Source organism: Pectobacterium aroidearum (assembly GCF_041228105.1).
GTDB classification, from domain to species: domain Bacteria; phylum Pseudomonadota; class Gammaproteobacteria; order Enterobacterales; family Enterobacteriaceae; genus Pectobacterium; species Pectobacterium aroidearum.
In genome coordinates this window covers 3,753,198-3,768,152 of record NZ_CP166097.1, presented here as the reverse complement: position 1 = coordinate 3,768,152, position 14,955 = coordinate 3,753,198, and the positions used below count along the sequence as shown (strand labels likewise).

Sequence of the window (14,955 nt, the reverse complement as noted above, 5' to 3'; positions counted from 1 at the left end):
TTAGCGGATGACGGCACGCGCACTGGCGCTGACGCCCAGCAACAACAGTGCGACAAACCCGAATGCGGTAGCCAAATTGCTGAACTGTGCAATAAAGCCGAGAATGGTCGGGCCGATCAGAATACCAGCGTAGCCCACGGTTGTAATCGAGGCGATGGCCAGATTGGGCGGCATGATCTTTTGATTTCCCGCTGCGCTGAAAAGAATCGGTACCACATTGGATGCGCCGATGCCGACCATCACAAAGCCGAGAATCGCGGTGATCGCATTATCAATACTGATCGCTAACACCAGACCGAGTGCGGCACAGAGGCTACCGCCGGTAAGAATCGCGTAGCGTCCAAGCGCATTAACGATACGGTCGCCGTTCAGTCTGCCCAGCGTCATCGCGACGGAAAACGCGGCATAGCCCATGCCTGCCTGCGCGCCGCTCAGGTTGCGTTCAACCGTTAAAAAGAGGGCGCTCCAGTCCAATATGGAACCTTCGGCCAGAAACATGATGAAGCACAATGAACCAATGAACATCACCCAGCCGCGCGGGATGACAAACAGTGGGCCGCCGTCATCCTGATTCGTGGTGCGCAGCAGGTGTTTGTGCGCCACTGTCATAAATATCAGTACCAGCGCAACCATCGTCAGGATGGCCATTAGCGGGGAGAGTCCAAGCCACAGCAGGGCGCTGACGCCGCCTGCGCCGACAATCCCCCCGACGCTAAAGAAACCATGAAAACCGGACATCATCGCCCTGCCGCTGGCTCGTTCTACGATGACGGCCTGAATATTCATCGCAACATCGATCATGCCGATAGACGCGCCGAAAAAGAGCAGCGTCATCGCCATCACGGGTAATGTGCCTGCCTGCGTCAATGCGGGCAATACCAGACAAAGCAGTGCGCTTGCCAGCAAAATCACGCTGCGACACCCTAGCTTGCTGGTGAGGAAACCGGTGAGCGGCATAGCCAGCAGAGAACCAATACCAAGAGAAAGTAGCAACATCCCCAGAGAGGCATCACTGATAGCCAGCCGCGTTTTGACAAATGGCACCAGCGGTGCCCAGGAGGCCATGGCGAAACCCGCAACAAAGAAAACGATGCGCGTCGCTGTCTGTGCCTTTTTGCCCGGCAGAGGCTGATTGACGCATAACGGGTTGGAATTCAGTGTTGTACTCATCCTGACGAGACTATCCGGTCGACGTAACAAGGGCCTATTTTTACCATAATTAGCGGTCTGAATGGAAAGAATCCTGGCGTGCGGTTTGAGAGGGAAGGGGAACAGCATTTTCTGAGGCAGTATCGCGCGCAAAAAAATGCCGATTAGATAATCGGCAAAAGAATAGATCAATTGAAGCAATAATGATGATGGAGTGGGATTTTAAAGCGATACATACGCGCCGTTTTGCCGTTTGATGCGATTTTAGCCTGCTCGCATCGTTATGGTTATGCGGATAACCCTCATGAGGTAAAATTTCCGGGAGAAATTTTTAACGTTGCATCAGCAACGGCACGTCATAAAAAATGCGATGGAGCTTACCCTGCTGAGGGTAGCCTTTTACTCTTGCGTAACCTCTCACCCACGGCGTGTTTTTTTCCCGTATAATCCCCTACTTTGTGTTAGGTCTCCGGGGTGACGGTGAAACAACTTTCCGACTTGCTGCGGCATTTGCAGCAGGATTTGCGCGAGCCACAGCCTGAACGCGCAGGTTTCAGACAAATAACGCGTTCATTAACCCTCAGCGATACGTCTGAGCTATTGCCGTGGCTGGCGACTCAGCCAGTGTACCCGCAGTTCTATTGGCAACATCGTCAGGATCGTGAAGAAGCCGCCGTTTGCGGCAACGTGTGTGGGTTTCGTCATCTTCAGGATGCAGAAGCATTTCTTGCTCAGCAGCAGTGCGATCCCAACGTGCGTATCTGGGGGCTGAATGCGTTTAACCAGATAAAAGAAAGCGGCACGTCTTCACCTGGCTACCTGTTTTTGCCCCGGGCAGAATTGCGGCGTCAGGATGATACGCTCAGTCTAAGCATTAATCTGTTCAGCGATACCTCATTGCAACAGGATGCCGCCGAAGCCTCGGCGTTTCTTAATCTGCTTCTGCCGCCTGCGCCGTCGCCTCTTTTACATGCGGAGGTGCAGTCCGTCGGGCATCAGCCGGAGCGTCAGGGATGGATTAATTTGCTCCAGCGGGCGCTGCACGACATCAAAGCAGGGCTGATGGAAAAGGTCGTTCTGGCGCGCACGACGACGCTAACGTTGACGCAGCCGCTACAGGCGACCACCTTTATGGCCGCCAGCCGGGCGGCAAATCACCACTGCTTCCATTTCATGCTGGCGCACGACGCGCGTCATGCGTTTCTTGGTTCCAGCCCGGAGCGGCTTTATCGCCGTCGGGGGAGCGAACTGGAAACGGAAGCGCTGGCGGGAACGGTGGCAAGCGATCGCGATGCGCACAAAGCCGCTGAACTGGGCGACTGGCTGATGAATGACACCAAAAATCAGTGTGAGAACATGCTGGTGGTGGATGATATTTGCCAGCGGTTACAGCAGTCGGCGCTGTCGCTGGATGTGATGCCGCCGGAAATTGTGCGCCTGCGTAAAGTGCAGCACCTGCGCCGTACCATTCACGCCACTTTGCGAACTGCGTCCGATAGCGCGTGCCTGAATGCATTACAGCCCACGGCGGCGGTGGCGGGTTTACCGAGGCAAGAGGCGCGCCGTTTTATTGCCGAACATGAACCATTTGAACGCGGCTGGTACGCTGGGTCGGCGGGTTACCTGTCTCGTCAGCAGTCTGAATTTAGCGTGGCGTTACGTTCGGCTGAAGTGCGGGATCATATTTTGACGCTCTATGCCGGTGCCGGAATTGTGGCTGGTTCTGATCCAGAACAAGAATGGCAGGAGTTGGAAAACAAAGCCGCAGGGCTGAGATCCCTGTTAGACGGTGATATGTCATAGTTTTGTTTTATGGTTGTTGTGTCAGGTAATGGTTTATATCAAAGTCAGCGTGATAAAAAAAAATATAATAGTGCCGATCTTGATGTTTGCTGAAGGGCAACCAGGCCGCCAACAGTTTGATCATTCGTATTTTGTCTATATCCATCATTTTCTGTGAGCGTACAGCCAGTACACAGGAAGATGGCGGGAATAACCTGCAACCTGAGTTGTTGAGTACATCATGTCAACAAGTGTATTTAATCGCCGCTGGGCTACATTACTGCTGGAATCGCTGACCCGCCACGGCGTCCGGCATGTCTGCATCGCGCCTGGTTCTCGCTCCACCCCGCTGACCTTGTCTGCGGCGGACAATCACGCGCTGATTTGCCACACGCATTTTGACGAGCGAGGGCTCGGGCATCTGGCGCTGGGGCTGGCAAAAGCCTCGCGTGAACCGGTTGCGATTATCGTGACGTCAGGTACGGCTGCCGCGAATCTTTATCCGGCCATCATTGAAGCCGGACTGACCGGCGAACGGCTGGTGGTGCTGACGGCCGACCGCCCGCCGGAGCTGATTGACTGCGGGGCGAATCAGGCGATTCGTCAGCATGCACTGTATGCTTCACATCCTACGCAGGCGCTGGATTTGCCGCGTCCCACGCCTGACATCCCGGCTAGCTGGCTGGTTTCCTCTGTGGATAGCGCCATGGCGCGACTGGCGCACGGTGCGCTGCACATTAATTGCCCCTTTGCTGAACCGCTGTACGGTGCCGATGACGGCACGGCGTATCAGGATTGGCTGATGGCGCTGGGTGACTGGTGGGACAGCCGTGAACCCTGGCTGCGTGAAATGCGCCAGAGCACTCTGGCGGTACAGCCGGACTGGCCGCAGTGGCGGCAGAAGCGCGGCGTCGTTCTCGCTGGTCGCGTGAGTCCCGAACAGGGAGTGCGCCTCGCCGCGTGGGCGAACGAATTGGGCTGGCCGCTGATTGGTGATGTCCTGTCGCAAAGCGGGCAGCCGTTACCCTGCGCGGATATCTGGCTGGCGCATCCCGACGCGGCGGATCGCTTACGGCAGGCAGAGATTGTCTTGCAGTTCGGCGGTAGCCTGACAGGGAAACGTCTGCTGCAATGGCAGGAACAGTGCCAGCCGCAAGAATTTTGGTTAATTGACGATCTGCCGGGACGGCTGGATCCGGCCCACCATCGCGGACGCCGTCTGGTCGCCGATGTGGGCGAATGGCTTTCTGCGCACCCGGCGCATAAGCAGACGCCGTGGGCTGATATGTTGGTGGATATTGCCGATAAAACGCAGCGGCAGATTGATACCCATTTGGCTTCCCGCTTTGGGGAAGCGCAACTGGCGCAGCGTATCCCGGCGCTGTTGCCGCCGGATGGACAGCTGTTTGTCGGCAACAGCCTTGTGGTGAGGCTGATCGACGCGCTGGCGCAGCTCCCGCAGGGGTATCCGGTGTACGGTAATCGTGGTGCCAGCGGTATTGATGGTCTGATCTCCACGCTGGCAGGCGTGCAGCGTGCCACGGCAAAACCGACGCTGGGCATCGTCGGCGATCTTTCTGCGTTATACGATTTGAATGCGCTGGTGTTGCTGCGTCAGGCGCCCGCACCGCTGGTGTTGATTGTGGTGAACAATAATGGCGGCCAGATATTTTCCCTGCTGCCGACGCCGGTTGCACAGCGTGAAACGTTTTACTGCATGCCGCAAAATGTGGAGTTCGGCCACGCTGCCGCGATGTTTGGCCTCAATTACGTGCGTGCTGATAACTGGGAACAACTGGCAAATACGGTGACGGATTGCTGGGCACAAGGTGGCGTCACGCTGCTGGAAGTTGTGGTTGAACCGAAGGAAGGCGCAGCAACGCTTAACGAACTGGTCGCGCAGGTGGCGACATGGGCGCACTAGATTCTCAGAGACTAGTTCCTCAGAGTCTAGGCTTTCAAGAGCTAAGCTGCCGGAAGGTGACGCATGGCGCGGTGGCTTCTGGGCAGCCGTGGCTGGTGTGCCTGCATGGTTTATTAGGCAGCGGTGAGGACTGGCTGCCGGTCCTGCCATTTTGTCGTGACTGGCCTGTGCTGTTGGTGGATTTACCCGGGCACGGTGCGTCGCGAACGATTGCCACTGCCGATTTTGCCGATGTGAGTCTCCAGCTAAGCGCCACGCTGCTGGCGCAGGGCATTACGCGCTATTGGCTGCTGGGCTATTCGCTCGGTGGGCGTATCGCAATGTATCACGCCTGCACCGGACAGCATGACGGCATGCTGGGGCTATTGGTCGAAGGGGGACACCCCGGTCTGGCGACGCCCGAGCTGCGTACGGAGCGTACCCACCATGATGCACGCTGGGCGCAGCGCTTTCGTCAGGAACCTCTGCCAGCGGTCTTGCAGGACTGGTATCAGCAGGCGGTCTTTGCTGATGTGGATTCAGTACAGCGTGAACAGCTGATTACGCGTCGCAGCGATAATCATGGTGCATCTGTCGCGGCCATGTTGGAAGCCACCTCGCTGGGGCGACAGCCTTTTTTGGCAGAACGCCTTCGACATCTGTCGATACCTTTTGCTTACTTATGCGGTGCCAGCGACGTGAAATTTCAAACGCTGGCGGCGCACTACGGCCTGCCGTTACTGAGCGTCGCGCAGGCGGGCCATAATGCTCATCAGGCGAATCCAACGGCGTATGCCGAGCGGGTTCGCGATTTTCTTTTTGCATCCCGTTAAGGATTGATAACTATGCTTTATCCGAGTGAAGAACTGCTTTACGCACCGATTGAATGGCACGATTGCAGCGGCGATTTCGCCGATATCCTCTACCACAAATCCGCCGATGGCATTGCCAAAATCACCATTAACCGTCCTCAGGTACGCAATGCGTTCCGTCCGCAAACGGTAAAAGAGATGATTCAGGCGCTCGACAATGCGCGTCACGATGACGGGATTGGCACGATCATCCTGACCGGTGCGGGTGATAAAGCATTCTGTTCCGGCGGCGATCAGAAAGTACGTGGCGACTACGGCGGCTATCAGGACGACAGCGGTGTGCATCACCTGAACGTGCTGGATTTCCAGCGCCAGATCCGCACCTGTCCGAAGCCGGTTGTCGCGATGGTAGCTGGCTATTCCATCGGCGGTGGACACGTTCTGCACATGATGTGCGACCTGACCATTGCAGCAGAGAACGCCATCTTCGGTCAAACCGGTCCGCGTGTCGGCTCCTTTGACGGCGGCTGGGGCGCGTCTTACATGGCGCGCATCGTCGGCCAGAAGAAAGCGCGTGAAATCTGGTTCCTGTGCCGTCAGTACGATGCGGCGCAAGCGCTGGATATGGGACTGGTAAACACCGTGGTTCCGCTGGCCGATCTGGAAAAAGAGACCGTGCGCTGGTGCCGCGAAATGCTGCAAAACAGCCCGATGGCGCTGCGCTGCCTGAAAGCGGCACTGAACGCGGACTGCGACGGTCAGGCGGGTTTGCAGGAACTGGCGGGTAACGCCACCATGTTGTTCTACATGACGGACGAAGGGCAGGAAGGCCGTAACGCGTTTAATGAAAAACGCCAGCCTGACTTCAGCAAATTCAAACGGAATCCGTAATGCGTCGGGTCACTCTCTATCGTTACAGCGTGCCGATGGAAGCCGGGGTGGTGCTGCGCAATCAGCGCCTGAAAACCCGCGATGGTCTTATCGTTCGCCTGCAAGAAGGCGAACGGTTGGGCTGGGGCGAGATTGCACCGCTGCCAGAATTCAGCGTGGAAACGCTGGCGGAGGCGGAATCAGCTGCGCTTGAACAACTGCAATCGTGGGTAGCAGGGCAGACATTTTCTGACGATCTTCCACCATCTGTTGCCTTTGGCTTGAGCTGTGCACAGGCCGAACTGGATCAGTACCTGCCGCAGGCGGCGGACTATCGTAAAGCGCCATTGTGTAATGGCGACCCCGATGAGCTGTTCGAGATGCTACAGGCGATGCCGGGCGAGAAAGTGGCAAAGATCAAAGTCGGTCTTTACGAAGCGGTGCGTGACGGCATGATCGTTAACGTGCTGCTGGAAGCCTTGCCGGATCTGAAACTTCGTCTGGATGCCAACCGCAGTTGGACGCGCGCCAAAGCGGACGGTTTTGCCCGCTATGTCGCGCCGTCATTGCGTTCACGCATTGCCTTCCTCGAAGAACCTTGCAAAACCCGTGAAGAATCTCGCGAATTTGCGCGGGAAACGGGTATCAGCATTGCCTGGGATGAAAGCGTGCGCGAGGCGGATTTTCGGGTGGAAGCCGAGCCGGGCGTGAGTGCGATTGTCATTAAGCCGACGCTGGTCGGCAGCCTCGCACGCTGTCAGCAACTGGTGCAGGACACGCATCAGGCTGGGTTAACGGCGGTGATCAGTTCCAGTATTGAATCGAGTTTGGGATTAACGCAGTTGGCGCGTTTGGCGCAATGGCTGACGCCGGACACGATTCCCGGGCTGGATACGTTGGATCTGATGCAGGCGCAGGTGATTCAGTGCTGGCCGGAAAGCACGTTGCCGCTGCTGGCTGCTGAGCAACTGGACGTGGTATGGCAATCCTGACCGACTGGCCGTGGCGACACTGGGCTAGCCAGACGCCCCAGTCTGTTTCGTTGAATGAGCCTGTCGCGTTGATTGCAGACGAAACCCGCTGGAGCTGGCAGGCGCTTGCCCGGCAGGTGGATTGTCTGGTGCATCATTTCACACTGCAGGGTGTGACGGCCGACAGTACGGTTGCGCTACGTGGTAAGAATAGCGTCCAGATGCTGTTCAGCTATCTGGCGTTATTGCAGTGTGGTGCACGCGTGCTACCGCTGAACCCACAGTTGCCCGATGTGGTAACTGAGGCACTGCTGCCCTCGCTGAATGTGGCGTATGGCCTGTGCCTGAATGATAACCCCTGGCCGAATGCCGTACGCCCGCTTTCTTTAGCTCCCATTTCTTTACCATCAGGATCTTTGCTATCCGACGATATCGAAGAACGCTGCCTTGCTGATTTGCGCTGGCAGGCCGATCGGCTGGCGACGCTGACGCTGACATCCGGCTCCAGCGGGATGCCGAAAGCGGTGGCGCACACGTTCGCGGCTCATCTCTCCAGCGCGGAAGGGGTGGTACGGATGATGGCGTTTTCTGCCAGCGACAGTTGGCTGCTGTCACTTCCACTGTTCCACGTGTCTGGGCAGGGTATTGTCTGGCGCTGGCTTGCCACGGGAGCCACGATAGTGGTTCGTGCGCATCAGCCTCTAGACAGTGCGCTGCGCGATTGTACCCATGCTTCTCTGGTGCCAACGCAGCTGTGGCGACTGTTGTCGGAGGACATTCTCCCCACGGCACTGAAAGCCGTATTGCTTGGCGGCGCGATGATTCCGCAGGCGCTGACGCAGCAGGCGGAAGCCCGAGGTGTGAGCTGCTGGTGTGGTTATGGTCTGACGGAACTGGCGTCTACAGCCTGCGCAAAACGCGCCGATGGACGTTCGGGTGTCGGCCTGCCTCTACATGGGCGGGAGATCCGGCTGGTCGATGATGAAATTCTGCTGCGCGGCAGCACGCTGGCCGCTGGCTATTGGCGTGATGGAAAACTGATTCCACTGGTCGATGAGGATGGTTGGTTCCATACGCGGGATCGCGGGCGCTTTGCCGAGGGCGAATGGCACATTCTGGGGCGTCTGGATAACCAATTTTTCAGCGGTGGGGAAGGGATCCAGCCGGAGAACATTGAAGCCGTGCTGTTGACGCATCCCGATGTTCAACAGGCCTGTGTTGTGCCCGTTGAAGACGTGGAGTTCGGCCACCGTCCTGTCGCGGTGGTGGAGTTAGCGCACACCACGACACTTGATGCCGTACGTGATTGGCTACAGCCACAGCTTGCCGGATTTCAGCGTCCGGTCGCGTATTATGCGCTGCCGACTGAACTGAAAAATGGTGGGATTAAGCTCTCTCGTCAGCAGGTGAAAAGCTGGGTAAAAGCGATATACCCTTCGTCCAATAGGTCGCTCAGCGCGGCTGGTCGCTAGCTATCCGACGCGTTGGCACCGGGTTTCGTCACCTTTTTTTGCTGAATAGTTTGATGAGTCGTCTGATAACTGGCGTTGGTTTCCCGATCAAACAGCGCCAGCTTTTCCAGAAACCACATGTCCTGAAACCGCATCGGGGTGCGCATATCGGCATGCACCGTATGAGGGGTATCCATCGCTGCGGCACGCTTCCCTGTCGCTAATTTTCCTTCTCTCATCATCGTTTCCTTCTGCCTGTTTTGTCGTCATCCATGGTGAGTACTATTGTTCACTTTGTCTTCTTTGAGCAAATAGGCCGCGCTTATTGTTGCTATTGTCAGCAGCGCTGAATGAAAATTTTCATGATTATTAAAAGAATAAATCGCTGCTCAGGGCAATTTCGTGCTGGAGTGAGGGGGCGTTTCGGGTAGAATCGGCAACGATAACATCTTTACACGCGCGTTTAACGACGGTTTTAAGGATATTGAAAATGAAAAAGTTTGTGATTGCCTGTGCGGGAAGCCTGTTACTTGCAAGTGCTTCTGTACATGCCATTAGCCTTTCCGGGGAAGCAGGTCGCGATTACGCCGGTGCCAGTGCGGGCTTCGGTCTGGGCATTCCTGGGCTTGCGGGTAATGTGAGCTATGCCCACGGTGACAATAACAATGACGTCTACGGCTTCGGTCTGGGATACACCATCCCTGTTGGCCCACTTAAACTGACTCTGGGTGGTAAAGCGCTGTACCTGAATCAGGACCACGGCAATGATGGCTATGGCGTTGCTCTGGGCGGTGGCGTGCAGTGGCCGCTGAGCCGTCAGTTCTCGCTGTATGGTGAAGGCTACTATTCACCGGATGCTTTCTCCAGCCATGTCGATCACTACGTTGAAGGGAAAGCAGGCGTACGCTGGCAGGTCTTTGCACCGCTGAGCGTTGATGTGGGTTACCGCTACATCAATATGGCGCGCGAGAATGGGCCGGATAACAAACTGGCTGATTCTGCTTATGTCGGCGTTGGTCTGAGCTTCTGATATTCCCACGATTCTCCAGGCCGCAGGTGTGTTGGCTTTCCTCGCTCACCCCAGTCACTTACTGGTGTAAGCTCCTGGGGATTCACTGCGTCGCCGCCTGCCTGCAACTCGAATTATTTAGGGTATCGTGGTTCGAAAGAAAAAAGGGCGTGAATGTTGAGTTCACGCTCTTTTTTTATGCCTAGGCGTCGCTGAAAAAGATTAGCTGATTGACGGTAGCCAGCCTGCGACCATCGCCAGTTGGATCAGGATGATGCCTACGCCGCTGGCGAAAACCAGCGCCAGAACTGGAGCACCTCCGCGCGTCGCACGTATTTCAGGGCGCTGTTTGCGTACCTGCCAGCTCAGCAGGACGGGAATAAGCAGTGCCAGCACGGCCAGTGCGATCGCCGCATAACCCAGCGCCATCACGAACCCTTGCGGATAAAAGAGTGCAAACACCAGCGGTGGGATAAAGGTCAGCAAACCCGTTTGGGCACGTCCGGTGACGCTATTTTTACGCTTAAACAGATCGGCTAAATAATCGAATAGCCCAAGCGCCACGCCGAGGAAAGAGGTCGCCAGCGCCAGATCGGCAAACAGGTGGACGGCCAGTTCAACGTGCGGTGAAGCCACCAGCGTACGAATAGCCTGCATCAGTCCATTCAACCCCGCCTGATCGGCCAAAATCGCATTGAATGTTGAAGAACTGAGGCTGCCTAGCATCGCGAGCTGCCAGAAAATGTAGGCAATCAGCGGTATCACGCTACCGATAAGAAATATCCGGCGCAGCTTACGGCTGTCACCACCCATGTAATGCACAATACTGGGGATACTGCCGTGAAAGCCGAATGACGTCAGAATGACGGGTAATGCCGAGAGCGTCAGACCCTGTTGCAGCGGGAGCGTTAAGAGATTAACGCGCTGAATATGTGGAACCATGACGGCCAGCATAATGACGAGCATAAGCACTTTGCCGCTAAACAGAATGCGGTTAAACAAATCGACAGAGGAAGTCCCGATACAGACGACGCCGCCCGCAACCAGCGTGAAGAGTAGAATACCGGCGGATAGTGGAAGTGAGTAGCCACTCCATTGGCTAATGCTGGTGGCGAGCAGTTCGCCTGCGCCGCTGATATAGGCTGCCGTGAGCGCATACATCAGAAATAGCATACTGAAACCGGTAATCCATTGTCCCCAACGGCCGAGGTAGATTTTTGCCAACGTGCCTAATCCGGTGTGCGATGGCTGATGTTGATACACTTCAACCAGCAGCAGGGCGCTGTAACACATCAGTGCCCACAGACCGATTAATACTATCAATGTCGTGCCAAATCCGACGCCAGCCGTTGCCAACGGCATCGCCAACATTCCTGCTCCAATTGTAGTACCAGCAACGATAAAAATACTGCCAAGAGTACGATTTTTCACCTATTCCTCTATATATAGCGTGGCTATCCAGATATTTTTGGCAGCAGGGTAGAGTATTCAGTGATTTCTGTCAAAACGCCGTTACGAAGGGTGTAATTTTATATTTACACTGGATGCAGCTTAGCGGCTGCGTGGTGCTATCGAGCTGGCTGAAAGAAACATTGTGTTTGTTCATCCGACTTTTTAAAGTGGTTTCAGGATCGTCACGAGGAATAAAAAAATGCTTAGGGTCGAGATGTTGTGTACCGGCGATGAAGTGCTGCATGGTCAGATTATTGATACCAATGCGGCCTGGTTGGCGGATTATTTGTTTCAACAGGGATTACCGATGACCAGCCGGATGACGGTGGGGGACGATCTCGATGCGTTGGTGACGGCGATAACACAGCGTAGCCAGATCGCCGATATCCTGATTGTAAACGGTGGTTTGGGGCCGACCAGCGACGATCTCAGCGCGTTGGCGGCGGCCACTGCAGCAGGTGAAGGGTTGGTTGAGCACGCAGAATGGCTGGCGCGGATGGAGGCTTTTTTTGCCGAGCGCGGCAGAGTGATGGCGCCGAGTAACCGCAAACAGGCACAAATCCCCGCCAGCGCGGAAATGGTAGATAACCCGGTTGGCACCGCCTGTGGTTTTGCACTGCACTTGAATAAGTGCCTGATGTTTTTCACGCCGGGCGTCCCGTCTGAGTTTAAGGTCATGGTCGATCAGCAAATTATGCCGCGCTTGCGCGAGCGTTTTGCTGTTGCCGATGCCCCGCTGTGCCTGCGCCTGACCACCTTTGGTCGTTCCGAGAGCGATCTGGCAAGTCAGCTGGATGGTATGGCGTTACCGCCGGGCGTGGTGCTGGGTTACCGTTCTTCTATGCCGATTATCGAGCTGAAGCTGACAGGGCCAGCCGCTCAGCAGGAAAAGATGGTGCAACTGTGGGAAACGGTGCGCGCCGTAGCCGGGGAAAATACCCTCTTTGAAGGAACGGAAGGGCTGCCAGCGCAGCTTGCACGGCGTCTGGCTGAACGTGATATGACGCTGGCAGTGGGTGAACACTTCACGGCAGGATTGCTCAACTGGCAGCTCCAGTCGGCGAATACGCCGCTAGTGGGCGGGGAACTGCTGGCATGCATTGAGGATACCAGCCTGTCTGGGCTAGCGGATTATGCTCGTCATCTGGCGGAGCGTCAGGGGGCGTCGTTAGCGCTGGTTGTGGGAAGTCGGAATGATGCAGAACTGTCATTAGCGCTGCATACGCCGGAAGGATCGTTCGCCCAAACGATACAGTTCAACGTACAGCGCTACAGCCTGAAAACGCATCAGGAAGTCGTTGCAATGCTGGCGATGAACATGCTGCGCCGCTGGCTAAACGGCTGGTCAGTGTACGGCGGACACGGCTGGATCTCAGTATTGAGAACGTTATAGAGTAAAAACGTAACAATATTAGACATATAAAAAATTATGTATGTTCTCTGATTTTTTTGTTTTTCATTTTCTGGCGTCAAACGCTGTGCTGAGGTGGGCGTGACCGTCGGGTGAGCCGCATGGACGCGGCGAGAGTCAGTGCCGCGTCGGGAACGCGTCACTGACGGCCCGAATAACGGGCACGAACGCCGAAGATACCGCGAAGCGGCACAACGTCCGCCAAATAGCCAGAGGTCAAGGAGCTGCGGCGATTGAGCGCTCCTTGTCGGGCGAGTGATGAAATGACAGAAAAGCAGGGTGGTTAGCACGCCCGAAACCATCACATCAATCTAGCATAAGCCGATAAGCCGATGGCTAATGCTTACCAGCAAATAAAAAGGCCAGAATCAACGTTCTGGCCTTTTTCACAAGAGAATCAATATAGCAACGAGTAGAGCTGCCGACGGTAGCGGGCGGCGAGGGCGTCGCCGGTGCCGAGGGCGGCCATGATGTCCATCAGCGTTTTGCGTGCGCTGCCGTTAGCAACGGCCAGATCTTTCTTCAGGAATCCCATCAGCAGTTCAAGTGCTTCTTCATTACGACCGACCTGATGCAGTTGCAGCGCCAGCTGTACCGCCAGTTCCGCATTTTGCGGGTCAGCGTCCAACTTCTGCTGTAGATGCTGAATTTCCGGCGTATCTGCCGCCTGTTTCAGCAACTCAATCTGCGCGACGAGACTGTGATAGCGGGTATCTTGATCTTGCAAAGGAATGGTGGCTAATACCGCTTCGGCCTCTTCACTACGTTTAATCTGAATCTGCACTTCCGCCAGCATCAGACCGATATCGCTGCGCTGCTGGCTGAGTTGCCAGGCGTCTTTCAGCAACTGCATTGCTTCTGGCAGTTTGTCTTCCTGAATCAACAGCTGTGCCTGCGCGACTTTCAGTTCTTCTTCTTTCGGCAATGCGCGTTTCAGCAATTCACGAATGGCTTCTTCCGGCTGTGGCCCCTGAAAACCGTCCAGCGGCTGAGCATCTTTAACGAGATAAACGGTAGGGATTGAGCGCAGGCCAAACTGAGCCGCGACGCGCTGTTCGGCATCACAGTCAACCTTCGCCAGAACAAACTGTCCTGCATATTCCTGCGCCAGCCTGTCCAGCACCGGTTCCAGTTCCAGACAGTGCTGGCTACGCGCCGACCAGAAGTAAAACAGGACTGGCAGTGTCATGGAGTGGTCCAACACCTGACGCAGGTTGGATTCGTTGACGTCAATGATAGTCGCTTGTTGTTCTAACATGAGTAGTCTCTCTTACTTCCTGAATGCGTTTGACCCTTAGATGGGGCCTGTCGGTGTCACTTGCAAGCCTCGAACAGAGGCAGATGCGCAATACCTCACCTTCTGAGGTTTATCCTCGTAATACTTTATCCAGCAAACACCCCGGTAGCAGGCGGCGCAGCCAGGTTAAGGCGTGAGCGACCAGCGTGACGGGATAGCGTAATTTAGGCCGCGAACTTTCCAGCGCATGATGGAGCTTCGGCAATATCGCTTCCGGCGGTAGAGTGAAACGCTTAGCGATGCCGGGGTTGGTCACCGGCTTGTCCGTCTGCGTTTGTGCCACGTTATGAGTAAAGCGTGTGCTAATTGGGCCGGGCTCGATCAGGCTGACGTGCAGGCCGCTGCCGTGTAACTCCATGCGCAGCGCATCTGACCACGCTTCCAACGCATATTTGCTGGCGGCATACGCGCCGCGCCCCGGCGTTGACACTAGCCCTAACACCGAACTGGTCTGGATGATACGGCCTTCGCCGTGCGGCAGCATGGCGGGCAGCAGTAATTGCGTGAGCTGATGCGTGCCGAACAGGTTGCTGGAAAACTGCTGTTCGAGTTGCTGGCGCGAAATGGTATTCAGCGGGCCATACAGACCGTATCCGGCGTTATTAAATAACCCGTACAGGCGGTTATCGGTCAGTCTGATCACCTCTGCGGCGGCTTGTTCAACGCTGGCGCTGTCATCCAGATCGAGCGTAATCGCTTCCAGACCCAGCGCGTTCAGGCGCGCAACATCTTCTGCGCGGCGGCAGGCCGCAATCACGCGATAGCCGCGCTTTTGCAGATCCTGAGCGGCAATCAGGCCAATACCGCTGGAGCAACCCGTAATGAAGACCGTTTTTTGCATAACTTTA

General features: G+C 56.0%; 12 protein-coding genes and 1 pseudogene. 8 read left to right on the top strand and 5 right to left on the bottom strand.

Features of this window, described 5'->3' with window-relative positions; all coding sequences use genetic code 11:
- Positions 1-1,170 carry an MFS transporter gene (locus AB8809_RS17150; protein ID WP_349855093.1) on the bottom strand — a complete coding sequence of 390 codons (1,170 nt, stop codon included), beginning with the start codon at positions 1,168-1,170 and terminating at the stop codon, positions 1-3.
- A gap of 459 nt (positions 1,171-1,629) precedes the next feature.
- On the opposite strand from AB8809_RS17150, the gene menF reads away from it, so the two are divergent.
- From menF to menE, 6 genes and pseudogenes are all read left to right on the top strand, one after another.
- The gene (gene menF / locus AB8809_RS17145; RefSeq protein WP_349855091.1) at positions 1,630-2,952 is read left to right on the top strand and encodes an isochorismate synthase MenF; all 1,323 of its coding nucleotides are present in this window, start codon (positions 1,630-1,632) and stop codon (positions 2,950-2,952) included.
- Positions 2,953-3,172: 220 nt separating this feature from the next.
- Positions 3,173-4,855: a 2-succinyl-5-enolpyruvyl-6-hydroxy-3-cyclohexene-1-carboxylic-acid synthase gene (gene menD, locus AB8809_RS17140; protein ID WP_349855089.1), complete on the top strand. Its 1,683-nt coding sequence runs from the start codon at positions 3,173-3,175 to the stop codon at positions 4,853-4,855.
- A 56-nt stretch (positions 4,856-4,911) separates the two neighbouring features.
- Positions 4,912-5,674: pseudogene (gene menH / locus AB8809_RS17135) on the top strand (2-succinyl-6-hydroxy-2,4-cyclohexadiene-1-carboxylate synthase).
- Between the two features lie 5 nt (positions 5,675-5,679).
- Positions 5,680-6,537: a 1,4-dihydroxy-2-naphthoyl-CoA synthase gene (gene menB / locus AB8809_RS17130; protein ID WP_015839401.1), complete on the top strand. Its 858-nt coding sequence runs from the start codon at positions 5,680-5,682 to the stop codon at positions 6,535-6,537.
- Positions 6,537-7,508, top strand: a complete 972-nt coding sequence (gene menC / locus AB8809_RS17125; protein ID WP_349855088.1) for an o-succinylbenzoate synthase — start codon at positions 6,537-6,539, stop codon at positions 7,506-7,508. The genes menB and menC overlap by 1 nt, the downstream gene beginning before the upstream one ends.
- Positions 7,496-8,959 carry an o-succinylbenzoate--CoA ligase gene (gene menE, locus AB8809_RS17120; protein WP_349855087.1) on the top strand — a complete coding sequence of 488 codons (1,464 nt, stop codon included), beginning with the start codon at positions 7,496-7,498 and terminating at the stop codon, positions 8,957-8,959. The genes menC and menE overlap by 13 nt, the downstream gene beginning before the upstream one ends.
- On the opposite strand, the gene AB8809_RS17115 is transcribed toward menE, so the two are convergent.
- Positions 8,956-9,177 carry a catalase gene (locus AB8809_RS17115; RefSeq protein WP_180778435.1) on the bottom strand — a complete coding sequence of 74 codons (222 nt, stop codon included), beginning with the start codon at positions 9,175-9,177 and terminating at the stop codon, positions 8,956-8,958. The two genes, menE and AB8809_RS17115, sit on opposite strands and share 4 nt — an antisense overlap.
- 251 nt (positions 9,178-9,428) lie before the next feature.
- Here AB8809_RS17115 and AB8809_RS17110 point away from each other — a divergent pair, with 251 nt between their 5' ends.
- Positions 9,429-9,968 (top strand): YfaZ family outer membrane protein, encoded by a 540-nt coding sequence (locus AB8809_RS17110; protein ID WP_015839405.1) that lies wholly within the window; start codon positions 9,429-9,431, stop codon positions 9,966-9,968.
- Between the two features lie 201 nt (positions 9,969-10,169).
- Here the strand turns inward: AB8809_RS17110 and tyrP are convergent, their stop codons facing one another.
- A complete protein-coding gene (gene tyrP / locus AB8809_RS17105; RefSeq protein ID WP_369986531.1) occupies positions 10,170-11,378 on the bottom strand; it encodes a tyrosine transporter TyrP in 1,209 nt (402 codons plus the stop codon).
- A 220-nt stretch (positions 11,379-11,598) separates the two neighbouring features.
- Between tyrP and AB8809_RS17100 the strand changes: the two genes are divergently transcribed.
- Positions 11,599-12,792, top strand: a complete 1,194-nt coding sequence (locus AB8809_RS17100; RefSeq protein ID WP_349855085.1) for a nicotinamide mononucleotide deamidase-related protein YfaY — start codon at positions 11,599-11,601, stop codon at positions 12,790-12,792.
- A 415-nt stretch (positions 12,793-13,207) separates the two neighbouring features.
- Here AB8809_RS17100 and AB8809_RS17095 read toward each other — a convergent pair whose 3' ends face one another.
- Both AB8809_RS17095 and AB8809_RS17090 read right to left on the bottom strand, forming a co-directional pair.
- Complete coding sequence (locus AB8809_RS17095) at positions 13,208-14,068, bottom strand: co-chaperone YbbN (protein WP_181830045.1); 861 nt, start codon at positions 14,066-14,068, stop codon at positions 13,208-13,210.
- Positions 14,069-14,177: 109 nt separating this feature from the next.
- Entirely contained in the window at positions 14,178-14,948 is a 771-nt protein-coding gene (locus tag AB8809_RS17090) for an SDR family oxidoreductase (RefSeq protein WP_015839409.1), read from the bottom strand.
- Positions 14,949-14,955: the final 7 nt, after the last annotated feature.